At 38.2% G+C, this 23,955-nt stretch carries 36 protein-coding genes; 2 read left to right on the top strand and 34 right to left on the bottom strand.

Annotated elements, in window-relative coordinates:
- Window positions 1-163: 163 nt before the first annotated feature.
- From rplQ to rpsJ, 29 genes are all read right to left on the bottom strand, one after another.
- Window positions 164-544, bottom strand: a complete 381-nt coding sequence (gene rplQ / locus LKACC16343_RS04330; RefSeq protein ID WP_025084431.1) for a 50S ribosomal protein L17 — start codon at window positions 542-544, stop codon at window positions 164-166.
- Window positions 545-574: 30 nt separating this feature from the next.
- Window positions 575-1,513 carry a DNA-directed RNA polymerase subunit alpha gene (locus LKACC16343_RS04325; protein ID WP_054642452.1) on the bottom strand — a complete coding sequence of 313 codons (939 nt, stop codon included), beginning with the start codon at window positions 1,511-1,513 and terminating at the stop codon, window positions 575-577.
- Between the two features lie 63 nt (window positions 1,514-1,576).
- The gene (gene rpsK / locus LKACC16343_RS04320; protein ID WP_025084429.1) at window positions 1,577-1,963 is read right to left on the bottom strand and encodes a 30S ribosomal protein S11; all 387 of its coding nucleotides are present in this window, start codon (window positions 1,961-1,963) and stop codon (window positions 1,577-1,579) included.
- Between the two features lie 24 nt (window positions 1,964-1,987).
- A complete protein-coding gene (gene rpsM / locus LKACC16343_RS04315; protein WP_056954424.1) occupies window positions 1,988-2,353 on the bottom strand; it encodes a 30S ribosomal protein S13 in 366 nt (121 codons plus the stop codon).
- Between the two features lie 25 nt (window positions 2,354-2,378).
- Window positions 2,379-2,495 (bottom strand): 50S ribosomal protein L36, encoded by a 117-nt coding sequence (gene rpmJ / locus LKACC16343_RS04310; protein ID WP_010018546.1) that lies wholly within the window; start codon window positions 2,493-2,495, stop codon window positions 2,379-2,381.
- Between the two features lie 32 nt (window positions 2,496-2,527).
- Window positions 2,528-2,746, bottom strand: coding sequence for a translation initiation factor IF-1 (gene infA / locus LKACC16343_RS04305; protein WP_025084427.1), 219 nt, complete (start codon window positions 2,744-2,746; stop codon window positions 2,528-2,530).
- Window positions 2,747-2,840: 94 nt separating this feature from the next.
- On the bottom strand, window positions 2,841-3,494 hold the full coding sequence (locus LKACC16343_RS04300) for an adenylate kinase (protein ID WP_025084426.1): 654 nt from the start codon (window positions 3,492-3,494) through the stop codon (window positions 2,841-2,843).
- 18 nt (window positions 3,495-3,512) lie between these two features.
- Window positions 3,513-4,805 (bottom strand): preprotein translocase subunit SecY, encoded by a 1,293-nt coding sequence (gene secY, locus LKACC16343_RS04295; protein ID WP_025084425.1) that lies wholly within the window; start codon window positions 4,803-4,805, stop codon window positions 3,513-3,515.
- The gene (rplO, locus tag LKACC16343_RS04290) at window positions 4,805-5,245 is read right to left on the bottom strand and encodes a 50S ribosomal protein L15 (RefSeq protein WP_025084424.1); all 441 of its coding nucleotides are present in this window, start codon (window positions 5,243-5,245) and stop codon (window positions 4,805-4,807) included. Before rplO ends, secY begins: the two co-directional genes overlap by 1 nt.
- Before the next feature lie 30 nt (window positions 5,246-5,275).
- A complete protein-coding gene (rpmD, locus tag LKACC16343_RS04285) occupies window positions 5,276-5,461 on the bottom strand; it encodes a 50S ribosomal protein L30 (RefSeq protein ID WP_025084423.1) in 186 nt (61 codons plus the stop codon).
- A 17-nt stretch (window positions 5,462-5,478) separates the two neighbouring features.
- Complete coding sequence (rpsE, locus tag LKACC16343_RS04280) at window positions 5,479-5,979, bottom strand: 30S ribosomal protein S5 (protein WP_054642450.1); 501 nt, start codon at window positions 5,977-5,979, stop codon at window positions 5,479-5,481.
- 18 nt (window positions 5,980-5,997) lie between these two features.
- The gene (rplR, locus tag LKACC16343_RS04275; RefSeq protein WP_034543770.1) at window positions 5,998-6,363 is read right to left on the bottom strand and encodes a 50S ribosomal protein L18; all 366 of its coding nucleotides are present in this window, start codon (window positions 6,361-6,363) and stop codon (window positions 5,998-6,000) included.
- A gap of 16 nt (window positions 6,364-6,379) precedes the next feature.
- Window positions 6,380-6,910: a 50S ribosomal protein L6 gene (gene rplF, locus LKACC16343_RS04270; RefSeq protein WP_056954422.1), complete on the bottom strand. Its 531-nt coding sequence runs from the start codon at window positions 6,908-6,910 to the stop codon at window positions 6,380-6,382.
- Window positions 6,911-6,940: 30 nt separating this feature from the next.
- Entirely contained in the window at window positions 6,941-7,339 is a 399-nt protein-coding gene (gene rpsH / locus LKACC16343_RS04265) for a 30S ribosomal protein S8 (RefSeq protein WP_054642448.1), read from the bottom strand.
- Between the two features lie 29 nt (window positions 7,340-7,368).
- Entirely contained in the window at window positions 7,369-7,554 is a 186-nt protein-coding gene (locus LKACC16343_RS04260; RefSeq protein WP_010018530.1) for a type Z 30S ribosomal protein S14, read from the bottom strand.
- A 17-nt stretch (window positions 7,555-7,571) separates the two neighbouring features.
- Window positions 7,572-8,114, bottom strand: a complete 543-nt coding sequence (gene rplE / locus LKACC16343_RS04255) for a 50S ribosomal protein L5 (protein WP_025084419.1) — start codon at window positions 8,112-8,114, stop codon at window positions 7,572-7,574.
- A 16-nt stretch (window positions 8,115-8,130) separates the two neighbouring features.
- Window positions 8,131-8,373, bottom strand: coding sequence for a 50S ribosomal protein L24 (gene rplX, locus LKACC16343_RS04250; protein ID WP_056954421.1), 243 nt, complete (start codon window positions 8,371-8,373; stop codon window positions 8,131-8,133).
- Between the two features lie 32 nt (window positions 8,374-8,405).
- Window positions 8,406-8,774 (bottom strand): 50S ribosomal protein L14, encoded by a 369-nt coding sequence (gene rplN / locus LKACC16343_RS04245; protein WP_025084417.1) that lies wholly within the window; start codon window positions 8,772-8,774, stop codon window positions 8,406-8,408.
- A gap of 29 nt (window positions 8,775-8,803) precedes the next feature.
- Entirely contained in the window at window positions 8,804-9,076 is a 273-nt protein-coding gene (rpsQ, locus tag LKACC16343_RS04240; protein ID WP_025084416.1) for a 30S ribosomal protein S17, read from the bottom strand.
- Between the two features lie 22 nt (window positions 9,077-9,098).
- On the bottom strand, window positions 9,099-9,293 hold the full coding sequence (gene rpmC, locus LKACC16343_RS04235) for a 50S ribosomal protein L29 (protein ID WP_010018524.1): 195 nt from the start codon (window positions 9,291-9,293) through the stop codon (window positions 9,099-9,101).
- Window positions 9,283-9,714 (bottom strand): 50S ribosomal protein L16, encoded by a 432-nt coding sequence (rplP, locus tag LKACC16343_RS04230; protein WP_025084415.1) that lies wholly within the window; start codon window positions 9,712-9,714, stop codon window positions 9,283-9,285. Before rplP ends, rpmC begins: the two co-directional genes overlap by 11 nt.
- A gap of 3 nt (window positions 9,715-9,717) precedes the next feature.
- On the bottom strand, window positions 9,718-10,392 hold the full coding sequence (gene rpsC, locus LKACC16343_RS04225; RefSeq protein WP_056954420.1) for a 30S ribosomal protein S3: 675 nt from the start codon (window positions 10,390-10,392) through the stop codon (window positions 9,718-9,720).
- A gap of 17 nt (window positions 10,393-10,409) precedes the next feature.
- Complete coding sequence (rplV, locus tag LKACC16343_RS04220) at window positions 10,410-10,763, bottom strand: 50S ribosomal protein L22 (RefSeq protein ID WP_010018520.1); 354 nt, start codon at window positions 10,761-10,763, stop codon at window positions 10,410-10,412.
- A gap of 17 nt (window positions 10,764-10,780) precedes the next feature.
- Window positions 10,781-11,068 carry a 30S ribosomal protein S19 gene (rpsS, locus tag LKACC16343_RS04215; RefSeq protein ID WP_025084413.1) on the bottom strand — a complete coding sequence of 96 codons (288 nt, stop codon included), beginning with the start codon at window positions 11,066-11,068 and terminating at the stop codon, window positions 10,781-10,783.
- Window positions 11,069-11,102: 34 nt separating this feature from the next.
- On the bottom strand, window positions 11,103-11,936 hold the full coding sequence (gene rplB, locus LKACC16343_RS04210; protein ID WP_056954419.1) for a 50S ribosomal protein L2: 834 nt from the start codon (window positions 11,934-11,936) through the stop codon (window positions 11,103-11,105).
- 16 nt (window positions 11,937-11,952) lie between these two features.
- Entirely contained in the window at window positions 11,953-12,243 is a 291-nt protein-coding gene (gene rplW, locus LKACC16343_RS04205; protein WP_025084411.1) for a 50S ribosomal protein L23, read from the bottom strand.
- Complete coding sequence (rplD, locus tag LKACC16343_RS04200) at window positions 12,243-12,866, bottom strand: 50S ribosomal protein L4 (protein ID WP_025084410.1); 624 nt, start codon at window positions 12,864-12,866, stop codon at window positions 12,243-12,245. Before rplD ends, rplW begins: the two co-directional genes overlap by 1 nt.
- 18 nt (window positions 12,867-12,884) lie before the next feature.
- Window positions 12,885-13,520 carry a 50S ribosomal protein L3 gene (gene rplC, locus LKACC16343_RS04195; RefSeq protein WP_056954418.1) on the bottom strand — a complete coding sequence of 212 codons (636 nt, stop codon included), beginning with the start codon at window positions 13,518-13,520 and terminating at the stop codon, window positions 12,885-12,887.
- 31 nt (window positions 13,521-13,551) lie between these two features.
- Entirely contained in the window at window positions 13,552-13,860 is a 309-nt protein-coding gene (gene rpsJ / locus LKACC16343_RS04190; RefSeq protein WP_025084408.1) for a 30S ribosomal protein S10, read from the bottom strand.
- A gap of 284 nt (window positions 13,861-14,144) precedes the next feature.
- Between rpsJ and LKACC16343_RS04185 the strand changes: the two genes are divergently transcribed.
- Entirely contained in the window at window positions 14,145-15,344 is a 1,200-nt protein-coding gene (locus LKACC16343_RS04185; protein ID WP_056954417.1) for a CPBP family intramembrane glutamic endopeptidase, read from the top strand.
- Between the two features lie 64 nt (window positions 15,345-15,408).
- Here LKACC16343_RS04185 and fusA read toward each other — a convergent pair whose 3' ends face one another.
- The 3 genes from fusA to rpsL are packed head-to-tail and all read right to left on the bottom strand — an operon-like array spanning window position 15,409 to window position 18,487.
- The gene (gene fusA, locus LKACC16343_RS04180; RefSeq protein ID WP_056954416.1) at window positions 15,409-17,508 is read right to left on the bottom strand and encodes an elongation factor G; all 2,100 of its coding nucleotides are present in this window, start codon (window positions 17,506-17,508) and stop codon (window positions 15,409-15,411) included.
- 47 nt (window positions 17,509-17,555) lie between these two features.
- Window positions 17,556-18,023, bottom strand: coding sequence for a 30S ribosomal protein S7 (gene rpsG, locus LKACC16343_RS04175; protein ID WP_010018510.1), 468 nt, complete (start codon window positions 18,021-18,023; stop codon window positions 17,556-17,558).
- A gap of 50 nt (window positions 18,024-18,073) precedes the next feature.
- Window positions 18,074-18,487: a 30S ribosomal protein S12 gene (gene rpsL, locus LKACC16343_RS04170; RefSeq protein WP_025084405.1), complete on the bottom strand. Its 414-nt coding sequence runs from the start codon at window positions 18,485-18,487 to the stop codon at window positions 18,074-18,076.
- 230 nt (window positions 18,488-18,717) lie between these two features.
- On the opposite strand from rpsL, the gene LKACC16343_RS04165 reads away from it, so the two are divergent.
- Window positions 18,718-19,380, top strand: a complete 663-nt coding sequence (locus LKACC16343_RS04165; RefSeq protein ID WP_056954414.1) for a prepilin peptidase — start codon at window positions 18,718-18,720, stop codon at window positions 19,378-19,380.
- Here LKACC16343_RS04165 and LKACC16343_RS04160 read toward each other — a convergent pair.
- Together LKACC16343_RS04160 and rpoC are read right to left on the bottom strand one after the other, a co-directional pair.
- Window positions 19,370-20,188, bottom strand: a complete 819-nt coding sequence (locus tag LKACC16343_RS04160) for an alpha/beta hydrolase (RefSeq protein ID WP_056954413.1) — start codon at window positions 20,186-20,188, stop codon at window positions 19,370-19,372. The genes LKACC16343_RS04165 and LKACC16343_RS04160 overlap by 11 nt on opposite strands.
- Before the next feature lie 83 nt (window positions 20,189-20,271).
- Entirely contained in the window at window positions 20,272-23,937 is a 3,666-nt protein-coding gene (gene rpoC, locus LKACC16343_RS04155) for a DNA-directed RNA polymerase subunit beta' (RefSeq protein WP_056954412.1), read from the bottom strand.
- Between the last annotated feature and the right edge of the window lie 18 nt (window positions 23,938-23,955).

The raw sequence follows: 23,955 nt of genomic DNA, 5'->3' as shown, positions 1-23,955 counted from the left end.
AATAATCAAGAAAACAAAAAAGGGCAAAAAAAAATCATTCGACAAGTTAGTGTCCCCGATTAAAGGGATCTCAGAGATAGACTTGGTTGCTAACAACCATCATCTTAACACTCACTAGCTTATCAGAATGACTGATTTTTTAATGATTAATAAACAATTATTATTAAACTAATTCAATAATAACCATTGGAGCTGCGTCTCCACGACGTGGAGTTGTCTTCAAAATACGTGTGTATCCACCATTACGTTCTTTGTAACGAGGTGCAATATCACTGAATAATTTTTGAAGAGCTGATTGAACAACAACTGCATCATCTTCTTCTGAAATGTTAGCAACTTCGTTTCTAACATAAGCAGCAGCTTGACGACGAGCATGTAAATCGCCGCGTTTACCTAAGGTTATCATTTTTTCTGTTGTACGACTGATTTCTTTAGCGCGAGTTTCAGTTGTAACAATATGTTCATTAATGATTAAATCAGTAGTTAAATCGCGTAACATTGCTTTTCTTTGAGAACTGTTACGTCCTAATTTACGGTAGCCCATGTCTATACCTCCTGTTTGAATTTGATATGATTAGTCTTCTTGCTTTAATGATAATCCAAGATCAGCAAGCTTTTCTTTAACCTCAACAAGTGATTTACGTCCAAGATTACGGACACGCATCATATCTGCTTCGGATTTTTCAGTAAGCTCTTGCACAGTATTAATACCGGCACGCTTCAAACAATTATATGAACGAACTGACAAGTCAAGTTCTTCAATAGTCATTTCAAGTTTCTTCTCTTTTTGAGTTTCCTCTTTTTCGATCATCATGTCAGCACTCTTAGCTTCTTCAGTAAGATTTACAAAACTTGTTAAATGTTCTGTAAGAATCTTAGCTGACAAACTAATAGCTTCGCGTGGTCCAATTGAACCATTTGTCCAGATATCGATTGTTAATTTGTCGAAGTCGTTTCTCTTACCCACACGAGTGTTTTCAACTTGATAGTTGACTTTTTCTACGGGTGTAAAAATTGAGTCAACTGGAAGAACACCGATAGGTGTTTCGTCCGTCTTATTTTGTTCTGCAGGAGTATATCCACGACCATTAATAACTGTCATTTGCATGTGGAAGTGTCCACCCTCAGCAACAGTACAAATAAATTGTTCTGGATCGAGGATTTCCAAGTCATCATCAGCCTTGATATCATTTGCTGTAACAGTAGCTGGACCAACAACGTCGATTTCAGCCTTTAAACTGTCATCAGCATATGACTTAAGCTTTAATTTCTTCACGTTTAACACAATTTGTGTAACGTCTTCAATTACGCCATCAACAGCTGAAAATTCATGCAAAACACCATCTATTTGAATATCAGACACCGCTGTACCAGGTAATGATGCTAATAAAACTCTACGTAATGAATTACCTAAAGTTGTACCATAACCTCTTTCAAGCGGTTCGATAATATATTTGCCATAGTCTTTACTTTCTTCAACAGAAGTAATGGTTGGCTTTTCAAATTCGATCATTCGGTTAGTTCCCCTTTCAAAACGAAATGTGTGTAGCTTAGTTCATATGGGTATACAACCATTCTATACACGACGACGCTTTGGAGGACGAGAACCATTGTGAGGAACTGGTGTAACATCACGAATAGCAGTAATTTCCAAACCAGTAGCTTGTAATGAACGGATTGCAGCTTCACGACCAGAGCCTGGACCCTTAACAGCTACTTCAACTGTTTTCATACCATGTTCCATTGATTCCTTAGCAGCAGCCTCACCAGCCATTTGTGCAGCAAATGGTGTTGATTTACGACTACCTTTGAATCCTAATGCACCAGCTGATGACCATGAAACGGCATTACCGTTAACATCAGTGATCATAACTAGTGTATTGTTGAATGTGGAGTGGATATGTGCAACACCAGATTCAATATGCTTCTTAGTACGGCGCTTACGACCTTTAGTTTGTGCCATGATTAACCTCCTATCTTTATCTTATTACTTCTTCTTACCTGCAATGGCAGTCTTCTTGCCCTTACGAGTTCTTGCATTGTTCTTTGTGTTTTGACCACGAACTGGCAAACCACGACGATGTCTCATGCCACGGTATGAACCAATTTCTTGTAGTCTCTTGATGTTCATACTTACTTCACGACGTAAGTCACCTTCGACACGAATCTTGTCAACTTCTGCACGAATTTTTTCTTCTTGATCAGGAGTTAAGTCTCTTGTACGAATATCCTCTGATACGCCAGCATCTTTCAATACTTTTTGAGCTGTTGTTTCGCCAACACCAAAAATGTATGTTAGAGCAATAACGATTCTCTTATCACGAGGTAAATCTACACCTGCTATACGAGCCATTAATCAATACACCTCCTATTAAATATTATCCTTGTCTTTGTTTGTGCTTTGGATCTGCAGAGCAAATAACCATGACGCGACCGCGTCTCTTAATTACCTTACAGTGTTCGCACATAGGTTTAACGGATGGTCTTACTTTCATGTTGTGGAACCTCCATTCCATTAAAAAACTTATTATCTATATCTATATGTAATTCTTCCCTTGGTTAAATCATAAGGGGATAATTCCACGGTAACCTTGTCACCGGGTAAAATTCTGATATAGTGCATACGGATTTTACCTGACACATGAGCTAAAATTGTAGCTCCGTTTTCAAGCTTTACCTTAAACATTGCATTAGGCAATGTTTCTGAAATTGTACCTTCTACTTCAATGACATCTTCTTTTGCCAAAGATATTAACCTCCATCGGGATGAAATTATTCTGCATATACTGGCGAATTATACAATAATTTTCCGTACATGTAAACATTCAAAGCAAAAAGTTTTACAAACTTTGTAAAACTTTCTTTACTTCGTTATAAACTTCATCTATTTCTTGTTCACCATTGATCTTATGTAACAAGTTCAACTTGTCATAAAAATCAATTAATGGTGTATTCATTTCAATATTAACTTTCAATCTATTCTTTACAGTTTCTGGTTTATCGTCCTCACGTTGATAGAAGTCATGGCCGCCACAGACGTCACATGTTCCTTCAACCTTTGTAGGATTGTAAATTTTATGATAAGTTGCTCCACAATTAGAACAAATATATCTTCCGGATAAGCGATCAACTAATGTTTCAGGCTTAACATCAATATAGATGACAGCATCTATTGGTTTGTTTACATTCTTTGCAATTGTCTGTAAAGCGTTAGCCTGTTCAAGAGTTCTCGGAAATCCATCTAACATATATCCGTCTTTTTGAACATCATCTTCAGATAAACGTTCTTGAACGATACCTTCGGTAACATCATCTGGAACAAGTTCACCTTTATCGATGAACCCTTTAGCTTTTAGACCAATTTCTGTCTTATTGGCCATAGCTGCTCTAAACATGTCACCAGTTGAAATATGAACAACTTTAAAATCTTCAACAATCTTTTCAGCTTGAGTACCTTTACCAGCACCAGGTAATCCCATCAATACAATATTCATTGTCTGTAACATCTCCAATTATCTAATAAATCCAACGTATTCACGTTTCATCAAAAGACCACGTAATTGACGATCCATTTCCAAAGCAACACCAACGATAATCAATAAACTTGTACCACCTAATCCGATGGATTGAGGTAAATTGAATAAGTTAGCGGCTAGCAATGGAAGTAATGAAACCAAACCTAGGAACATAGCTCCGACGGTTGATAATTTCATTAATACACCTGACATGAACTTGATTGTTTCATTACCAGGCCAAATACCAGGGATATAAGCCCCTTGTTTTTGTAGGTTTTCTGCAAGCTTTTCAGGATTTACTTGAACAAATGCATAGAAGAATGTAAACAATACAATCAACAATGTATAGAGAAGAGAACCTGTTGTAGTCTGCATACTGAATATTTCTGTTAATACTTGATACCATTGATCTCCACTATGACTTTGGAACGCCATCAAAATTGTTTGAGGCGTAACAATGAATGAACTAGCGAAGATAACAGGAATAACACCAGCAACGTTAACCTTCAATGGTAGGAAACTTTCGCTACCACTACCAGCAGCACGTCTTGTATATTGAATAGGAATTCTTCTACTTGCTTGTTGAACATATGTAACAAATTGCACAACAATCAAGATGATGATCACAAGACCAACGAGGAATGCAATATTCTTTGCAAGATCTGCTGAACTGGAATTAGTAATATAATCACGATAAATTTCTTTAATTCCACTAGGGAATCTAGCAATAATACCAGCGAAGATAATTACTGAAACTCCATTACCTAGACCTTTATCAGTGATTTGCTCACCGATCCATGTAAGAAGCATCGTACCACCAGTTAAGATGATACCAATTGTAACGAAAGCTCTTATATTAGGAGATTTAACTAATCCTAAACCACTTAAAGTGTTAAAACCGGCTGTTATACCGATTGACTGAACAAAACCTAAAACAATCGTCAAATATCTCGTTACTTGATTTAACTTTCTACGGCCAACTTCACCTTGTTTACTCCACTCAACAAATTTAGGAACAATGTCCATTTGTAAAAGTTGAACAACAATTTGAGCCGTAATGAATGGTGAAACACCCATCGAGAAAATAGAGTAGTTTGAAAGACCACCACCGGTTACAGTATCCAATAGGGGAACTAACCCTGTAGAACCGACTTTATCCATTGCGGCGGCATTAACACCGGGCACTGTAATTTGTGATCCCAAACGATATATAACAAGTAACATCAAGGTAAATAGGATCTTTTTACGTATCTCCTTTACCTTTAGAGCATCTCTGATAGTTCCAAGCATTAGATCACCTCTACAGTGCCACCAGCGGCTTCGATTGCTTTAGTAGCTGCGGCAGAAGCCTTAGCAACTTTAACAGTTAACTTAGCGCTAACCTCACCGTTAGCAAGCAACTTAACACCATTAAATTCTTTTTTAACGATTCCGGCTGCCTTCAATGTTTCAACATTTACTTCAGCACCATCGTTAAACTTACTTAGATCACTTAGGTTAACAATAGCATATTCTTTACGGTTGATGTTATTGAAACCACGTTTTGGCATACGACGGAATAAAGGCATTTGTCCACCTTCAAAACCGATACGTGTCTTACCACCTGATCTAGCCAATTGACCTTTTTGACCACGACCAGCAGTTTTACCTGTACCACTTGAAGTACCACGACCTAGACGCTTTCTAGCATGTCTTGAGCCTGCACTTGGCTTAAGTTCGTTTAGTTCCATTATTGCACCTCCTAATCTTTGAATATTTTATTAATCTTTAACTTCTTCAACGCTAACTAAATGAGCGATTTTTAATACAGCACCACGAATAGCAGGATCATCCGGCTTAACAACAGAACTTGAAACTCTTGCGAGTCCTAGTTCCTTAACAATCTTACGTTGAGCAGGAAGGCGGTGAGCTGCACTTCTAATTAGAGTAATTTTAAGTTTAGCCATTATTACGCACCTTTCTTCTAGTTAAGCAATTCTTGGGCTGAGATGCCGCGCATGTCAGCAACGCTTTCAGCAGTTTTAAGTTGTTTTAATCCTTCGATTGTTGCACGAATTACGTTAATTGGTGTATTTCTACCAAGTGATTTACTTGTAACATCACCAACACCGGCTAATTCGATAACGGCACGAACAGCACCACCAGCAGCAATACCTGAACCTTCTTCAGCAGGCTTCAACATGATCTTACCAGCACCGAAAGTACCGATTACTTCATGAGGAATTGTTGAACCAACCATAGGAACGTTGATAAGGTTCTTTTTAGCATCTTCAACAGCTTTACGAATAGCTTCTGGAACTTCTTGAGCTTTACCAGTACCGAAACCTACGTGACCATTTTTGTCACCAACGATTACGATAGCAGCGAAACGTAGACGGCGTCCACCTTTAACAACCTTAGTAACACGGTTGATTGAGACAACGCGATCTTCTAATTCTAATTGAGATGGATCGATATATGTCATAAATTTGGTTTCCTCCTTCTAGAATTTTAGTCCATTTTCACGAGCTGCTTCAGCAAGACTTTGAACACGTCCGTGATATAAGTAACCACCACGATCAAAGATTACGTTGCTAATTTTAGCTTCTTGAGCTCTTTGTGCTACTAAAGCACCAACAGCTTCAGCTTGTTCAACTTTTGAACCGTCTTTAATGTCTTTATCAAGAGTTGAGGCACTTGCTAGCGTTACACCCTTTACGTCATCAATAATTTGAGCGTAAATGTTTTTATTCGAACGGAATACGTTTAAGCGTGGGCGCTCAGCAGTACCAGAGATTTTTGCACGGATACGTTTTTGACGCTTTTGACGTGCTTTGTTTTTGTCTGGTTTTGTAATCACAATTTTCACCTCATAGATTTATTTACTATTTACCAGTTTTACCTTCTTTACGACGTACATATTCGCCAACATAACGAATACCTTTACCTTTATAAGGTTCTGGAGAACGTACATCGCGGATTTCAGCAGCAAATTGACCAACCTTTTGCTTTGAAATACCTAAAACGTTGATTTCTGTGTTAGAAGGTGATTCCAACTTGATACCTTTTGGTGCATCCATAACAACTGGATGTGAATATCCAACTGTAAGTGTTAGTGTGTCACCTTTAACTTGTGCACGGTAACCAACACCTCTTAGTTCAAGTTTCTTTTCATAGCCTTCTGTAACACCAATAATCATGTTGTTAAGGTTTGAACGCATTGTTCCATGAAGAGCTTTGTCATTTTCGCTTTCACGTGTGAACTTAGCTTCGTTACCTTCAATAGTCAACTTGATTTTTGAATTGAATGCTCTTGTTAATTCACCCTTAGGGCCTTTAACTGTGATGTTTTCATCTTTTTGAGTAACTGTTACTCCTGCGGGAATTTCAATTACTTTATAACCGATACGACTCAAATTAGTGCACCTCCTTACTTTTTAAGATTATTACCAGATATAAGCGATTACTTCTCCACCCACGTGTTGTGCGCGAGCTTCTTTGTCAGTAATAACACCTTTTGAAGTTGAAAGAATAGCGATACCTAGACCGTTAAGAACCTTAGGTACGTTATCTGAATCAACATAACTACGTAGACCTGGTCTTGAAATACGTTTCAAGCCTGAAATTACGCGTTGTTGATCTTTACCATACTTTAAGAAAATACGAAGTACATTTTGCTTGTTGTCTTCAACAACTTCGTAATCCTTGATAAATCCTTCTTTTTTAAGAATCTCTGTCATGCTCTTCTTGATGTTTGAAGCAGGAATTTCTAGAGATTCATGTTTAACCATATTAGCGTTACGAATACGTGTTAGGTAATCCGCAATAGGATCTGTCATGACCATTTAATTTACCTCCTTTATTAATTAAAATCTTACCAGCTAGCTTTTTTCATACCAGGGATTTGACCTTCATGAGCCAATTGACGAAGGCAAAGTCGGCAAAGCTTGAACTTACGATATACAGAATGTGGACGACCACAGCGTTCGCAACGTGTATAAGCTTGAGAAGAGAACTTTGCGGGTCTATGATTACGTACGATTTGAGATTTCTTAGCCAATGAATTTACCTCCTAAATTATTTTGTGAATGGCATACCGATTTGTGTTAATAGTTCACGTGATTCTTCATCAGTATTTGCTGTTGTAACAATAACGATGTCCAATCCACGAATTTTATTAACCTTATCGTAGTCAATTTCTGGGAAAACCAATTGTTCTTTAATACCTAGTGTGTAATTACCACGACCATCAAATGAACGAGTACTTACACCACGGAAATCACGAACACGTGGCAAAGCAATGTTGATTAGTTTGTCAAGGAAGTCATACATACGGTCACCACGAAGTGTAACCTTAGCACCGATTGACATACCTTCACGAAGTCTGAAACCAGCGATTGATTTCTTAGCCTTTGTGATTAATGGCTTTTGACCAGCAATTAGGCCAAGTTCTTCAACGGCTTCGTCTAGGTTCTTTGAGTTAGCAATAGCATCACCAACACCCATGTTTAGAACGATCTTGTCTAATTTTGGTGCTTCCATGATTGATGAGTAGTTGAACTTCTTCATCATTGATGGTGTGATGTCATTAACATACTTTTCTTTTAAAGCGTTAACCATTTAGTTTTCTCCTTTCTTATTTATCTTCTTTATCAGTTGTTTTACTTACAACTTTAACGTTAGTTGCGCTAATAGGTCTTTCAACGTCAACAATTCCACCTTGGGGTTGAGCGTTGCTTGGCTTAGAGTGTTTCTTGACAACGTTAACGCCTTCGATGATTACTTTGTTAGCAGAAGGGATAGCCTTTTTAACTACACCTGTCTTGCCTTTAGCATCACCAGCAATAACTTTGACATTGTCTCCAGTTTTTACAAACACTATTCAGCACCTCCTGAATTTAATTGTTCTTTTTATAGCACTTCTGGTGCTAGAGATACGATCTTCATAAAATCGTTATCACGTAGTTCACGAGCAACGGGTCCGAAGATACGTGTTCCTCTAGGTGTTTTATCAGCATTAATAATAACTGCGGCATTTTCATCAAATCTGATGTAAGAACCATCTGTACGGTGAGCACCTGATACAGTTCTTACGATAACAGCTTTAACAACGTCACCCTTTTTAACAACGCCACCTGGTGTTGCTTGTTTGACAGTAGCAACAATAATATCACCAATATTAGCTGTCTTACGGTTTGAACCACCAAGAACTTTAATAGTTAGAATTTCACGGGCTCCAGAATTATCTGCAACTTTTAAACGACTCTCTTGTTGAATCACGTTTTGGCCCTCCTCTCATCAGTTATGGTCTAGATTTTGACTGCTTTTTCGACGATTTCTAATAAACGGAAGCGCTTTGTCTTTGACAAAGGTCGAGTTTCCATGATACGTACAATATCGTTAACTTTAGCTTCGTTGTTATCGTCTTGAACGTAATATTTCTTAGAATATCTAACACGCTTGCCGTAGACAGGGTGTGTTTTGTAAGTTTCAACAACAACAACGATTGTCTTATCCATTTTATCTGAAACGACGCGTCCTTGATATACTTTACGATGGTTACGAGTTTGTGTTTCGCTCAACTTGATATCCCCTTCCTGTTTATTATTTTTCGTTATTCTTTTGATTTTGAGCTGTTCTTAATCTTGCGATGTTCTTTCTTACGGCCTTAAGACGGGCTGTGTTTTCCAATTGACCAGTAGCTTGTTGGAAACGCAAGTTGAATAGTTCTTCTTTGTATTCTTTAACTTTATCTTGTAATTGAGCAGCAGTAAGCTCTTTGATTTCACTAGCCTTCATCAGCGCCACCTACTTCCTCACGTTTTACAAACTTAGTTCTAACGGGTAGTTTGTTTGATGCAAGTCTAAGAGCTTCACGAGCAACTTCTTCAGATACTCCACCGATTTCGAAGAGAACCTTTTCACGTTTAACTGGAGCTACCCAACCTGCAGGTGCACCTTTACCAGAACCCATACGAACTCCGACACCTTTAGCTGTGTATGATTTGTGAGGGAAGATTTTAATCCAAACCTTACCACCACGCTTCATGTAACGAGTCATAGCAACACGAGCTGCTTCGATCTGTCTATTAGTGATCCAGCTTGATTGTAATGCTTTCAAACCATATTCACCAAATGTAACTTCTTTACCACCTTTAGCTTCTCCGCGCATCTTTCCACGGAATTCACGACGGTGTTTTACACGTTTTGGTACTAGCATAGATTATTCTCCTTTCCCTTCAGTTTTTTGATCATTATGTTGTGGCTTAGCTGGAAGAATTTCACCACGATAAATCCAAGTTTTAACACCTAAATTACCATAAGTTGTCTTAGCTTCAACCCAAGCATAATCGATATCAGCACGCAATGTGTGCAAAGGAACAGTTCCTTCTGTATGCCATTCACGACGAGCCATATCGGCACCGTTTAAACGACCAGAAATTTGTACCTTGATACCTTTAGCACCGGCACGTCTTGAACGTTGAACTGCTTGACGTTGTGCACGTCTGAAAGCAATACGAGCTTCAAGTTGACGAGCGATACTTTCACCAACAAGTTTTGCATCCAAATCAGGTTTCTTGATTTCGATGATGTTGATGTGAATGTTTCTCTTAGTTAAATTATTTAGTTCATTACGTAATTTTTCAACTTCAGAACCACCCTTACCGATAACCATACCAGGTTTAGCGGTATGAATTGAAACTGTAACGTTCTTTGCAGTACGTTCGATTTCGATTCTTGAAACGGAAGCATTTGAAAGTTTGTCTTCAATATACTTACGAATTCTAAGGTCTTCATGTAAAAATGTTGAAAAGTCTTTATTGTTTGCATACCATTTGGCATCCCAGTCACGGATAACACCGACACGGAATCCGACTGGATTAATCTTTTGACCCACTCAAGTTACCTCCAATACTATTCTTTTTCACTTACTACAACTGTAATGTGACTTGTTCTCTTGTTAATTGGTGATGCTGAACCTTTAGCTCTAGGACGGAAACGTTTTAGAGTTGGTCCTTCGTCAACGAAAGCTTCACTGACGAATAGGTTTTGTGCATCTAAATCAAAGTTATGTTCTGCGTTTGCAATTGCTGACTTAAGAGCTTTAGCAATAATTGGAGAGCCTGCTCTTGGTGTGAATTGCAAAATTGCAAGTGCCTCAGCAGCATTTTTGCCTCTGATTAGATCAATAACAAGGCGAGCCTTACGAGGTGCAATACGCACGTTAGTAACTCTAGCTGTTGCAGATGTAATTTCTTGTTCTGCCATCATTTAAGTCTCCCTTCTTATTTCTTAGCTGGTGCTGTCTTTTTGTCATCAGTACCATGACCATGGAAAGTACGTGTAGGTACGAATTCGCCTAACTTATGTCCAACCATATCTTCTTGAATATAAACTGGAACATGCTTACGTCCATCATGAACTGCGATTGTGTATCCTACGAAACTAGGAAAAATTGTTGAACGTCTTGACCATGTCTTGATAACTGACTTCTTGTCAGAATCTGCTTGTGCATCGATCTTCTTTAGAAGGTGTGCATCAGCGAATGGTCCTTTTTTTAAACTACGACTCATCTTATGTCCTCCTTATATTATTCTAATGAATAGTTTACTTACCTTTTCTATGACGAATGATAAGTCTTTCAGATTTGGCATGTGATGAACGAGTCTTCTTACCCAAGGTCTTCTTACCCCATGGTGACATTGGTGATGGATGACCGATAGGAGCTTTACCTTCACCACCACCATGTGGGTGATCGTTAGGGTTCATAACTGAACCACGAACTGTAGGTCTCATACCTAACCAGCGCTTACGTCCAGCTTTACCAATCTTAATAAGTTCATGTTGTTCATTACCAATTGAACCAACAGTAGCACGGCAAGTTGAAAGAATCATACGAACTTCACCAGAAGGTAAACGTAATAGTGAATATTTACCATCTCTACCTAATAATTGAACTGAAGTACCAGCAGAACGGCCTAGTTGACCACCCTTACCAGGCTTTAATTCAACGTTGTGAATAACTGTACCAACAGGAATATCTGCAAGTGCAAGTGCATTACCTGGTTTGATATCAGCATCTTTACCAGATTCAACAATTTGCCCTACTTCAAGGCCCTTAGGAGCTAAAATATATGACTTAACACCATCTGAATAGTGAATTAGTGCAATATTAGCTGTACGATTTGGATCGTATTCAATAGATTTAACTGTAGCTTTAACACCGTCTTTGATACGTTTGAAATCAATAACACGGTATTTTTGTTTGTGTCCACCACCACGGTGACGAACTGTAATATGACCGTATGAGTTACGACCAGCAGTATGGCTTTGTGATTCTAGAAGTGTCTTTTCAGGAGTAGTTTTAGTAATCTCAGAAAAGTCAGAACCTGTCATATTACGACGACCGTTTGTGGTTGGTTTATACTTGATAATCGCCATTATTTGACCTCCTTATTTATTTCTCGTCTTCAAAAATCTTAATTTCATCAGAATCAGCAGTAAGTGTAACAATTGCCTTACGACGTTTGTTAGTAAAACCAACATAACGACCTTGGCGCTTCTTCTTACCAGAAACATTCATGATGTTTACTTGTTTAACCTTTACACCGAAAATTTCTTCAACGGCTTGTCTAACAAGAACCTTGTTAGCATCCAAAGCAACTTCGAAAGTATATTTCTTGTCGCTCATTGCATCCATTGAGCTTTCAGTGATAATAGGGCGAATAATTACGTCTCTTGCGCTCATTATCCAAGCACCTCCTCAATTTTAGAAAGTGCTGCTTGTGTAACAACTAACTTATTAGCGTTAATAACGTCAAGAACGTTAACACCTTCTGGTGCAACAACTTTAACTTTATCAATGTTTCTAGCTGATAAAGCAACGTTGTCGTTACCATCTTCAACAACTACAAGAGCTTTATTGTCAGCACCTACTTTGTTTAGTAATTGTGCGAAAGCTTTTGTACTTGGTTTGTCGTATGAAATTGAGTCAATAACGATTAGGTTACTGTCAGCAGCCTTTTGTGAAAGAACAGACTTCAATGCCAAACGGCTAACCTTCTTAGGAAGGTGATATGCATAAGATCTTGGTGTTGGGCCGAATACGACACCACCACCTACCCATTGAGGTGATCTAATTGAACCTTGACGAGCACGTCCAGTACCTTTTTGACGCCATGGTTTTCTACCACCACCACGAACCTCAGAACGGTTCTTAACATCATGAGTACCTTGTCTCATTGATGCACGTTGCATGATAACTGCATCTGTAACGACGTTGTTGTTTGGTTCAACACCAAAAACTTCATCCTTTACATCAACACTACCGTTTTCAGCACCGTTATCTTTGTAAGCTGTGATTTTTGTCATAACTCATTTTCCTCCTTCCTATTTTTGATTAGCTTTAACAGCTGTTTGGATTTTAACTAATGACTTGTTTGCACCGGGTACATTACCCTTGATCATAATTGCATTATGTTCAGTATCAACTTTGACGATTTCTAGGTTTTGTGTAGTAACACGGTTGTTACCCATACGTCCTGGAAGCATCTTACCCTTGAATACACGGTTAATGATAGCACCCATTGAACCAGGAATACGGTGATATCTAGAACCGTGAGTTTCAGGTCCTCTAGCTTGACCGAATCTCTTGATATTACCTTGCATTCCATGTCCCTTTGTTGTTCCTGTAACGTCGACAACATCACCAGAATTAAATGCTTCTACTGTAACTTCTGCACCTAATTCGTAGTCTCCCATTTCAACATCGCGGAATTCGCGAATGTAACGTTTAGGAGTTGTATTTGCCTTTTCTGCATGACCCTTGGCAGGTTTGTTTGATAATACTTCACGCATATCTCCCAAGCCTAGTTGAACGGCCTCATAACCATCATTTTCAACTGTTTTAAGTTGCATAACAACGTTAGGTGTTGCTTCAACAACTGTAACGGGAACTAATTCACCGTTGTCAGTAAAAATTTGAGTCATTCCGACTTTTTTACCAAGAATTCCTTTTCTGGCCATGTTTGCACCTCCAATAATTTATTTTTAATAATTATAATTTGATTTCAATGTCAACACCAGATGGTAGATCCAACTTCATAAGTGAATCAACCGTCTTCTTTGTTGGGTTAACAACGTCGATAAGTCTTTTATGTGTACGCATTTCGAATTGCTCTCTAGAATCCTTATGCTTATGTGGTGAAGCTAACACTGTATATAGTGAACGCTCTGTTGGCAAAGGAATTGGTCCTGAAATTGTTGCACCAGTTCTTTTTGCAGTTTCCACAATCTTGTCAGCTGATTGATCTAGAATACGATGTTCGTAAGCCTTTAAGCGAATGCGAATTTTTTGACTTGCCATGGGGTTACCTCCTTTTTGTCTCTTTCAAGATGACCGGCTCCGTGAAAATATCCGCCAGCCCTGCCGTGGCAAAGCGGCCGGGTGTGTCGCAACCTCTCACTTCTAAACCGTCGATATTATTTATAATATCTATTTAAGTACATACTTCTCCGCGAAATAAGCACTCTTATAATACTACACGATGAACTCCACATTTTCAAGTTAAATCAAGGATTTTTTCAAATTAAAGTAGCTTTCTAAAAAAGTCAATTTAATCTATACTCTAATAAAAGTGGAGGTGTATATTGGACGATTACGAATTTAGATATAATAACAGGTTTCAACAAAATAATAAAGACAAACTTTATCTATATTTATTCCGTGGTCAGGTTATTCTGAATACGATTATCATATTCACCTACAGTGCCTTGACTCAGAATCTTTATCTATTCATTCCGATTTTTTTAAATCTTTTAGCGTTAAAGGTTAAATTGCTCCCGACTAATTTTTCAGAACGATTTAATTTTGTCTTTCAGCTCTTTTTTCAAGCATTCATAATTGCAGAATCATACTTCTACTTAATAAGTTTCAGTACTCGCTATTATGATTGGAACTTACCTAGCTCGATTGGTTTATTGCTGGTTTCCATACTGGCAATGTACATTCCTTATACGGTTATTTTCTTCACTCCATTTAGGAACAAGATATTACAGTTATTACTAGCGACTTTTGCTTTCGCTGTAATTGCCATGGGAACTGTTAGCATTGTCACTTATGGAACTATTCTTGGTTTCAATCCTTTTATTAGTATCGTAACTGACTCCAGATTTCTTGGAACACTTGTTTTTCTAATAATGGTTTTGATAATGATGCGGAAGTGGGGTTATTCTTACCCCCACATGCGATTAGACCGTCGTACCAATTGGAAAGTGTTAATCTTTCTACTATTATTATGTGTCTGGTTTACGATGTGGAATGCATTTGGTGGTGGTAAAAGTTTGGTCAGTTCACTTTATACGTTTAACTTCAAAGGTGCTAATTTTAACATCCGTTATCTTTTAAGTGGATTAGAGGCAGGAATTGCTGAAGAGCTTTTATTCCGTTACGTTTTTCTAAGCGTACTATTGGCTGCTTTTAAAAATTTCCGTTTTAAAATATTTTATGCAGCTATCCTAAGCAGTCTATGTTTTGGGATCATTCATTTAAGTAATGTCTCTGCTGGTCAAAGTTTAGCCAATACGATTGATCAAGTCATCTTTGCCTCTGGTATGGGATTACTAATGTGTGGTATTTACCTATACACTAACCTCTTCTATCTTCCGGTTATCTTTCATACATTATTAGACACTCTTGCTTTTACTACATCAGGTGAAATGATGTCTGGTAAAGTTACTAGCGTTGATGCTCTATTCACTATTGTAGAAACAATTATTTTTGCATTCATCGCCGTAAGTTTACTAATTTCAGTTTATCGTCGAGATCGAACTCAAAGTTTCAGATTTTAATTAATGCACAAAAAAAAGCACAATAACAAATGTTATTGTGCTTTTTAGTTTTATTCACTAATTATTAGTCAGCGTCAGGGTTTCCGCCATTCTTCTTGATAATATCAGCTTGAATAGACTTAGGAACCTTTTCGTAGTGATCCATTGTCATTGTAAATGTACCACGACCTTGTGTTGCTGAACGAAGTGTTGTAGCGTAACCAAACATTTCTGCAAGTGGAACAAAGGCATTGATAAGTTGTGCATTACCACGTGCTTCCATTCCTTCAACACGTCCACGACGAGCAGTAACTTGTCCCATAACATCACCTAAGTATGATTCTGGTGTAACAATTTCAACCTTCATAATAGGTTCAAGAATTACGGCACCAGCAGTCTTAGATGCGTTACGTAGAGACATTGAAGCGGCAATCTTGAAGGCAGCTTCAGATGAATCGACTTCGTGGTATGAACCATCATACAACTTAGCCTTAACATCGATCAATGGATAACCGGCAAGAACACCGTTTTCCATAGCTTCTTTCAATCCTTGTTCTACTGAAGGGATGTATTCACGAGGAACAACACCACCGACGATAGCATCTTCGAATTCGAAGCCTTTACCTTCTTCATTAGGTGTGAATTCAACCCAAACATCACCATATTGACCTTTACCACCAGATTGACGAACGAACTTACCTTGAGCACTTGTTTGTTGTGTAAATGTTTCACGGTAAGCAACTTGAGGTTCACCAACCTTACATGCAACGTTAAATTCACGTTTCATACGGTCAACCATGATATCCAAGTGCAATTCACCCATTCCGGCGATAAGAGTTTCACCAGTTTCAGGATTTGTTTCAGCTTGGAATGTAGGATCTTCTTCAGATAGTTTTTGGATGGCAATATCCATCTTATCTCTATCTTCCTTTGAGTTAGGTTCGATAGAAACTTGGATAACTGGATCTGGAATATCCAATGATTCAAGAATCAATGGATCTGAAGGATCAGTTAGAGAATCACCAGTTGTAGTATTCTTCAAACCGATAACAGCAGCGATATCACCTGAGAATACTTCTGGGATTTCCTTACGGTGGTTAGAATGCATTTGTAGCAAACGACCAACACGTTCACGTTTGTCTTTTGTTGAGTTCAAGACATAAGAACCAGATTCTAGAGAACCTCTGTATACACGAATGTATGTCAAACGACCAACGAATGGGTCAGTAGCGATCTTAAATGCTAAACCAGCAAATGGCTTGCTGTCATCAGCCATAAGTTCAACTTCTGAATCATCCTTAGGATTTGTAGCCTTGTAAGGACGTACATCAAGTGGTGATGGTAGATAGTCAACAACGGCATCCATCAACATTTGAACACCCTTATTCTTGAAGGCAGAACCTGCAAGAACTGGGAAGTACTTCAAGTTGATTGTTGCTTTACGGATAGCTGAGCGAAGTTCATCATTACTGATTTCTTCACCTTCAAGATACTTCTCCATGATGTCATCATCAACATCAGCAACTGATTCAACTAATTCAGCACGTCTCTTTTCAGCTTCAGCACGATATTCTTCAGGAACATCAACTGTATCCCATTTTGTACCTAATTCATCTTCGTCATAAAGGTCGGCTTTCATTTCGATCAAGTCGATAACACCTTCGAATTTGTCTTCGGCACCAATAGGCATTTGAATAGCATGTGCGTTAGCATCTAGTCTTTCATGCAATGTTTCTACAGAGTAATCAAAGTTAGCACCGATTTTATCCATCTTGTTAACAAAGACGATTCTTGGAACACCGTATGTTGAGGCTTGACGCCAAACATTTTCTGTTTGTGGTTCAACACCTGATTGAGCATCAAGAACTGTAATAGCACCATCTAGAACACGGAGTGAACGTTCAACTTCGATTGTGAAGTCAACGTGTCCTGGAGTATCAATAATATTGATACGGTTGTTCTTCCATTCAGCAGTTGTAGCAGCTGATGTGATAGTAATACCACGTTCTTGTTCTTGAGCCATCCAGTCCATTTGTGAAGCACCATCATGTGTTTCACCAATTTTATGGATCTTACCAGTATAGTACAAGATACGTTCAGTAGTTGTAGTTTTACCGGCATCGATGTGGGCCATGATACCAATGTTACGGGTATCTTCTAGTGGAAATTCACGTTTATTAGCCATGAATAATTGTTTCTCCTCTCAAATTAACTAGTTTATGTAACTAGATCCTACCAGCGATAGTGAGCGAATGCACGGTTAGCATCGGCCATCTTATGTGTATCTTCACGTTTCTTAACAGCTGCACCAGTATTGTTTGCTGCATCCATAATTTCATTAGCTAGACGTTCGTCCATTGTGTGTTCACCACGTAGACGTGCATAGCTTGTGATCCAACGAAGTCCAAGAGTTGTACGACGATCTGGACGAACTTCGATAGGAATTTGATAGTTAGAACCACCGATACGGCGAGCCTTAACTTCAAGTACAGGCATAACATTGTTCATTGCTTCTTCAAACACGTCCAATGGTTCGTTACCTGTCTTATCCTTAATAATATCGAATGCACGATATAAAATTGTTGAAGCAGTACCTCTTTTACCATCATACATCAAGTGGTTAATCAAACGAGTTACTAGCTTTGAGTTGTACATTGGATCTGGCAAAACATCACGTTTTGGAGCTCTACCTTTACGCATAAAAAATTCCTCCGTTATTACATTATTTCATTAAGAATGATTATTTATTGTTATTTCTTAGGCTTCTTAGCACCATATTTTGAACGACTTTGCATACGTCCATCAACACCGGCTGTATCTAAGGCACCACGAACAACGTGATAACGAACACCAGGTAGATCCTTTACACGTCCACCACGGACAAGGACAACACTATGCTCTTGTAGGTTGTGGCCAATACCAGGGATATATGCTGTTACTTCAATAAGGTTTGATAATCTAACACGGGCATACTTACGTAAAGCTGAGTTAGGTTTCTTAGGTGTCATTGTTCCGACACGAGTTGCAACACCACGTTTTTGTGGGGCTGGGTTCTTTGTAGCAACTTTCTTCATACTATTGTAGCCAAAGTTCAATGCAGGAGCATCTGATTTAGATACTGTTGACTTACGGCCTTTGCGAACTAATTGATTAATTGTAGGCATTCAAAGTTCCTCCTAAAAATTTAAGTACACACATCCAGGTGGTTCATAATTTTGTAAAATAATAAACCACGTTAGTGGCGTACGTTATGAGCTTATATTTAAATAAACAAACTATTATTGCTGCCAATAAAAGCACGTCTATTAGAATACCATCTATAAAAAGCCATGTCAACGTAATCCCGCAAAAGTTATCCACAATTTTCCCGTAATTTAAAACGAGGTGATTAAAAATGGAACTTTTTTTACAAGTAACTGTCTTTATTCTAGGAGCTTGCATTATCTCCTTTCTAAAAGTAATCGCACAAGATTATCCAAATATCAGCTGCACCAGACGTTCAAGATGTGATTACTGTCACAGAATTCTACAGTGGTATGAAATCATCCCTATAGCGGGTTATTTCATAGTTCATGGTAAATGCTCTAACTGTAAAAATCAAATTGATTTATTTAACCCACTCCAAGAATTCATTGGAGGTATCTTTCTTCTATTAACAGTACAATTTGGCACACTAAATTATCTACCATTATTTTTAATGCTAATTATTCTAAGCTTTAGTGATGCCTTTTATGGCTACATCTACCCCATCTTCTACTTACTGGCTTTGCCAACAGTTATTTGGCACTTTTCCACAATCCATCTTCTAACGGCGGTTATTATCTACCTATCCTTACTACTTTTAAACAATCATTCTTTGATTGGTTTAGGCGATATTGAAATTCTGGCATTATTGGCGCTTATCTTTGATCTAAGTGATGTGCTGAGAATAACTATACTTGCCTGCCTATTATGTATTATTCAATTTCTTTTCAATAAAAAAAGATCATATAGATTTATCCCCTATCTCACTGTTTCAACAGGCATATTCTATCTGATCTTTGTAATTAGAACTTAGGCAAAATTTCTTGGAGCTTCATCCAGTTCACACATAATTCCCACCATTTAGCATCATAAACATTGTAGTCTCCACCATCTGGATGTTTTGTCACATATGTTGAAAGTGATAATCCGTGACCACCTGAACCAAAAAGATGCATTTCATAAGGAATTTCTAGAAGATCCATTTTTTGTGCATAAATAATTGAATTCATAACTGGGACTGTATCATCAGTCACCGTTTGCCAAATGAATGTTGGTTTACCATGCTTAGTTAGATGTTCTTGTGCTTGCCAGTAATAGATATCCGGACTAATCTTCATTGACCATTCTTCATCTTTAGGCCAACCAAGTGTCATATCAATAACTGAATATCCTAATATATTAGCAGATGGTTCTACTTCTAAATCATCTGTAAAAATCTTCTTACGTTCATCCGGATTTAACATAATTGAATTAAAGCTAGCTACTACATGTCCACCAGCGGAAAAGCCAACTAATACAACTTTGTTCAAATCAATATGATGACTCTCACTTTGTGTCTTCAACCAGTTTAATGTTGTTGCCATCTCTTGCAAGGCCAAAGGATAAACAGCTTTGCCATCCTCAATCAATTGATAATGTAAAACTAAAGCGTGCATTCCCGCTGCATTGAATTTCATGGCAATTGGTTGTGCTTCGCGGTCCGACTGAAATTTAAATGCACCACCTGGACAAATAATCGCCAATGGTTGATCAACCGGTTCATCAAAATCGGAAATGGGGTCCAACCAATAGGTATCTAAAGTAAACTTGCTATCTTCATAAGATAATTCTTGTTTTTGCAAAATACATACCCTCCCAAATTTTCTATCAATAACATCATTATACAAAAAAAGACGACCTCATCGGCCGTCTTTTTCATTTATTACTATTTTTCTGATTTAGCTGCATCTTCAGCTTTCATTTGAGCTTCGATGTCAGAAATTGTGTAGGCACCATTCAAAGAGTTATCTGCCATAGGGCCAGTCTTCTTTGGTTCCATATGGTTGTACTTAGCCATACCAGTACCGGCAGGAATAAGTTTACCAATAATAACATTTTCCTTAAGTCCAAGAAGTGGATCATTCTTACCACGAATTGAAGCATCAGTAAGAACTCTTGTTGTTTCCTGGAAGGAAGCGGCTGACAAGAAACTGTTTGTTTCAAGAGAAGCCTTAGTAATACCAAGAAGTACTGGACGTCCAGTAGCAGGAATACCACCATTGAACAATGTTTCACGGTTATGGTCAGTAAATTGTGAAATATCCATCAATTGACCAGGCAATACATCTGTATCACCAGGATCAAGAATACGGATCTTTCTAAGCATTTGTCTAACCATAACCTCAAAGTGCTTATCAGAGATATCAACACCCTGCATACGGTAAACCTTTTGAACTTCAGCAAGCAAGTAGTTTTCTGTATGTAGAACGTTTGTAACTTTGATCAATTCCTTAGGATCAATTGAACCTTGTGTTAACTTACCACCACGTTTAACGTGATCACCTTCGGCAACCGCAACACTTGATGTATAAGGAACACTATATGTTCTAGTATCAATATCACCTTGAACAGTAATTTCCTTGGTGTGTTCTGCTGGATTTTCATCGATGGCTGTAATTGTACCATCAACCTCTGAAATAACGGCAAGACCTTTAGGATTTCTAGCTTCAACAATTTCTTGAACACGAGGAAGTCCTTGAGTAATATCGTCACCACCAGCAACACCACCGGTATGGAAGTTACGCATAGTTAATTGTGTACCTGGTTCACCGATTGATTGAGCAGCAACAGTACCAACTGCTTCACCAATTTCAACTTCTTCACCAGTAGCAAGGTTACGACCGTAACATTTCTTACATACACCATGCTTTGTATCACATGTGAATGCTGAACGAATTGTAACGTGTGTAACACCAGCATCAACGACCTTTTGAGCCATTGTTTCATCCATCATGACACCACGAGGTACGATAACTTCGCCTGTCTTAGGATCTTTAACTGTCTTTTGTGTATAACGACCAACAAGTCTGTCATACAATGGTTCGATCATATCTGTACCTTCCATGATTGAACTTACAACAAGTCCACGGTCAGTACCACAATCTTCTTCACGAACAATAACATCTTGAGCAACATCAACTAAACGACGTGTTAAGTAACCTGAGTTAGCAGTCTTCAAGGCTGTATCAGTCATACCTTTACGAGCACCGTGGGTTGACATGAACATTTCCATGACAGATAGTCCTTCACGGAAGTTAGAAATAACAGGGATTTCCATCATACCACCATTAGGAGCAGCCATAAGTCCACGCATACCAGCTAGTTGTGTAAAGTTTGAGATGTTACCACGAGCACCGGAATCAGACATCATTGAGATAGGGTTTGTAGGATCAAATGAATCGATCAACAATTGTTGAATTTCATCCTTTGTATCGTTCCAAACACTAATAACACGATCATGTCGTTCGTTGTCAGTGATAAGACCACGACGGAATTGCTTAGAGATTGAAGCAACTTGTTTGTGAGCCTTTTCAACAATTTCAGGTTTTTGAGTTAAGTTAGGAACATCTGTAACACCAACTGTTAAACCAGATAGTGTACAAATTGTGTAACCTAATTCTTTCATATCATCAAGAAGTGATGATGTTCTTTGAACACGATATACTTTAAAGATTTGGGCAATGATATCTGATAGATAACCACTCTTAAGTGGATCTACTAGATCCATTTCATCAAGACGTTGATGAATATCTTCACCTTTACCTAGGAAGTATTTGTCAGGAACACCATTCTTTAAATTGTCATCAGTTGGTTCATTCAAGTATGGGAAATCTTCTGGAAGAATTTCGTTAAAGATTACTTTACCAACACTAGTAATCATAACTTTATCTCTTTGATCATCCTTGAATGGCTTATTAGGCATTGAATCAACAGCAATACCAATTCTTGTATGGTAATGAACATCACCATTTAGCAAAGCTGTTTGAACTTCGTTGGAATCTTTGAAGATCTTACCTTCACCAGTCATATGTCTTGTTTCAATTGTTAGATAGTAGTTACCTAAAACAACATCCTGTGAAGGTGTAACGATAGGTTTACCATCTTTAGGAGCAAGGATATGGTGAGCAGCAAGCATTAACATACGTGCTTCAGCTTGAGCTTCATCTGATAGTGGCACATGGATAGCCATCTGATCACCATCAAAATCGGCATTGTAAGCTTCACAAGCAAGTGGATGCAAACGAATTGACTTACCATCAACCAATACAGGTTCAAAGGCTTGAATACCTAGTCTATGAAGCGTAGGAGCACGGTTAAGTAATACTGGACGTTCTTTGATAACGTCTTCTAGTACATCCCAAATGTCATCATCTTGGCGATCAATCTTTCTTCTAGCATTCTTGACGTTAGAAGCAATTTCACGCTTAACAAGTTCATGCATAACGAATGGTTTGAACAATTCCAAAGCCATTTCACGAGGCAATCCACATTGATAGAACTTCAATGTAGGTCCAACATCGATAACTGAACGTCCTGAGTAATCAACACGTTTACCAAGTAAGTTTTGACGGAAACGTCCTTGCTTACCTTTAAGCATATGTGATAGTGACTTCAATGGACGGTTACCAGGTCCTGTAACAGGACGGCCACGACGACCATTATCGATCAAGGCATCAACAGCTTCTTGCAACATACGTTTTTCGTTTTGAACAATGATGTTAGGAGCATGTAGATCTAACAATCTCTTCAAACGGTTGTTACGGTTAATAACACGACGATACAAATCGTTCAAGTCAGAAGTAGCAAAACGGCCACCTTCTAGTTGAACCATAGGACGAAGATCAGGTGGAATAACAGGAATTGCTTCCATTACCATCCATTCAGGTTTATTACCTGATTTTTGGAAGGCACTTAAAATATCCAAACGTCTGATAGCACGTGTACGTTTTTGACCTTGAGCGGACTTCAATGTTTCACGTAACTCTTTAACTTCAGAATCCATATCAACTTGTCTTAGAAGATCACGAATACCTTCGGCACCCATTTCAGCGACGAATTTGTTACCAAATTCTTCACGCTTCTTACGATATTCTGTTTCAGTCAATAATTGTTTCTTTTCTAGATCTGTTTCACCAGGATCAATAACTACATATGATGCAAAGTAGATTACTTCTTCCAAGTTTCTTGGACTCATGTCCAATACGAGTCCCATACGTGATGGGATTCCCTTAAAGTACCAAATATGTGATACAGGAGCTGCTAGTTCAATATGAGCCATACGTTCACGACGAACTTTTGAACGAGTAACTTCAACACCACAGCGGTCACAAACAATACCCTTATAACGGATACGTTTGTACTTACCACAGGCACATTCCCAGTCTTTAGTTGGTCCAAAGATTCTTTCATCGAATAGACCATCTTTTTCTGGTTTTAAAGTACGGTAGTTAATAGTTTCTGGTTTCTTAACTTCTCCATAAGACCAACTACGAATCTTATCAGGAGATGCTAAACCAATTTGCATACTATCGAATTTATTAACGTCTATCAAAAGGTAACCTCCCTACAG

It is taken from the genome of Companilactobacillus bobalius, from assembly GCF_002179915.1.
Taxonomy (GTDB): domain Bacteria; phylum Bacillota; class Bacilli; order Lactobacillales; family Lactobacillaceae; genus Companilactobacillus; species Companilactobacillus bobalius.
This window is presented reverse-complemented; position numbering and strand designations above follow the sequence as displayed.

Excerpts from the sequence above, each read along its gene's own strand:
- rpsG (WP_010018510.1), bottom strand. The coding sequence starts at position 18,023 with ATGCGTAAAGGTAGAGCTCCAAAACGTGATGTTTTGCCAGATCCAATG.
- rpsS (WP_025084413.1), bottom strand. The coding sequence starts at position 11,068 with ATGAGTCGTAGTTTAAAAAAAGGACCATTCGCTGATGCACACCTTCTA.
- rplQ (WP_025084431.1), bottom strand. The coding sequence starts at position 544 with ATGGGCTACCGTAAATTAGGACGTAACAGTTCTCAAAGAAAAGCAATG.
- LKACC16343_RS04325 (WP_054642452.1), bottom strand. The coding sequence starts at position 1,513 with ATGATCGAATTTGAAAAGCCAACCATTACTTCTGTTGAAGAAAGTAAA.
- rplO (WP_025084424.1), bottom strand. The coding sequence starts at position 5,245 with ATGGAACTAAACGAACTTAAGCCAAGTGCAGGCTCAAGACATGCTAGA.
- LKACC16343_RS04165 (WP_056954414.1), top strand. The coding sequence starts at position 18,718 with ATGGAACTTTTTTTACAAGTAACTGTCTTTATTCTAGGAGCTTGCATT.
- rplC (WP_056954418.1), bottom strand. The coding sequence starts at position 13,520 with ATGGCCAGAAAAGGAATTCTTGGTAAAAAAGTCGGAATGACTCAAATT.
- rplP (WP_025084415.1), bottom strand. The coding sequence starts at position 9,714 with ATGCTAGTACCAAAACGTGTAAAACACCGTCGTGAATTCCGTGGAAAG.
- rpmD (WP_025084423.1), bottom strand. The coding sequence starts at position 5,461 with ATGGCTAAACTTAAAATTACTCTAATTAGAAGTGCAGCTCACCGCCTT.
- rplE (WP_025084419.1), bottom strand. The coding sequence starts at position 8,114 with ATGGTTAACGCTTTAAAAGAAAAGTATGTTAATGACATCACACCATCA.
- rpmC (WP_010018524.1), bottom strand. The coding sequence starts at position 9,293 with ATGAAGGCTAGTGAAATCAAAGAGCTTACTGCTGCTCAATTACAAGAT.
- rplV (WP_010018520.1), bottom strand. The coding sequence starts at position 10,763 with ATGGCAGAACAAGAAATTACATCTGCAACAGCTAGAGTTACTAACGTG.
- rpsK (WP_025084429.1), bottom strand. The coding sequence starts at position 1,963 with ATGGCACAAACTAAAGGTCGTAAGCGCCGTACTAAGAAGCATATTGAA.
- secY (WP_025084425.1), bottom strand. The coding sequence starts at position 4,805 with ATGCTTGGAACTATCAGAGATGCTCTAAAGGTAAAGGAGATACGTAAA.
- rpsM (WP_056954424.1), bottom strand. The coding sequence starts at position 2,353 with ATGGCTCGTATAGCAGGTGTAGATTTACCTCGTGATAAGAGAATCGTT.
- fusA (WP_056954416.1), bottom strand. The coding sequence starts at position 17,508 with ATGGCTAATAAACGTGAATTTCCACTAGAAGATACCCGTAACATTGGT.
- rplD (WP_025084410.1), bottom strand. The coding sequence starts at position 12,866 with ATGACAAAAATCACAGCTTACAAAGATAACGGTGCTGAAAACGGTAGT.
- rpsE (WP_054642450.1), bottom strand. The coding sequence starts at position 5,979 with ATGACATATATCGATCCATCTCAATTAGAATTAGAAGATCGCGTTGTC.
- rpmJ (WP_010018546.1), bottom strand. The coding sequence starts at position 2,495 with ATGAAAGTAAGACCATCCGTTAAACCTATGTGCGAACACTGTAAGGTA.
- rplB (WP_056954419.1), bottom strand. The coding sequence starts at position 11,936 with ATGGCGATTATCAAGTATAAACCAACCACAAACGGTCGTCGTAATATG.
- rpsH (WP_054642448.1), bottom strand. The coding sequence starts at position 7,339 with ATGGTCATGACAGATCCTATTGCGGATTACCTAACACGTATTCGTAAC.
- rplW (WP_025084411.1), bottom strand. The coding sequence starts at position 12,243 with ATGAGCGCAAGAGACGTAATTATTCGCCCTATTATCACTGAAAGCTCA.
- rpsJ (WP_025084408.1), bottom strand. The coding sequence starts at position 13,860 with ATGGCAAGTCAAAAAATTCGCATTCGCTTAAAGGCTTACGAACATCGT.
- rpsL (WP_025084405.1), bottom strand. The coding sequence starts at position 18,487 with ATGCCTACAATTAATCAATTAGTTCGCAAAGGCCGTAAGTCAACAGTA.
- LKACC16343_RS04300 (WP_025084426.1), bottom strand. The coding sequence starts at position 3,494 with ATGAATATTGTATTGATGGGATTACCTGGTGCTGGTAAAGGTACTCAA.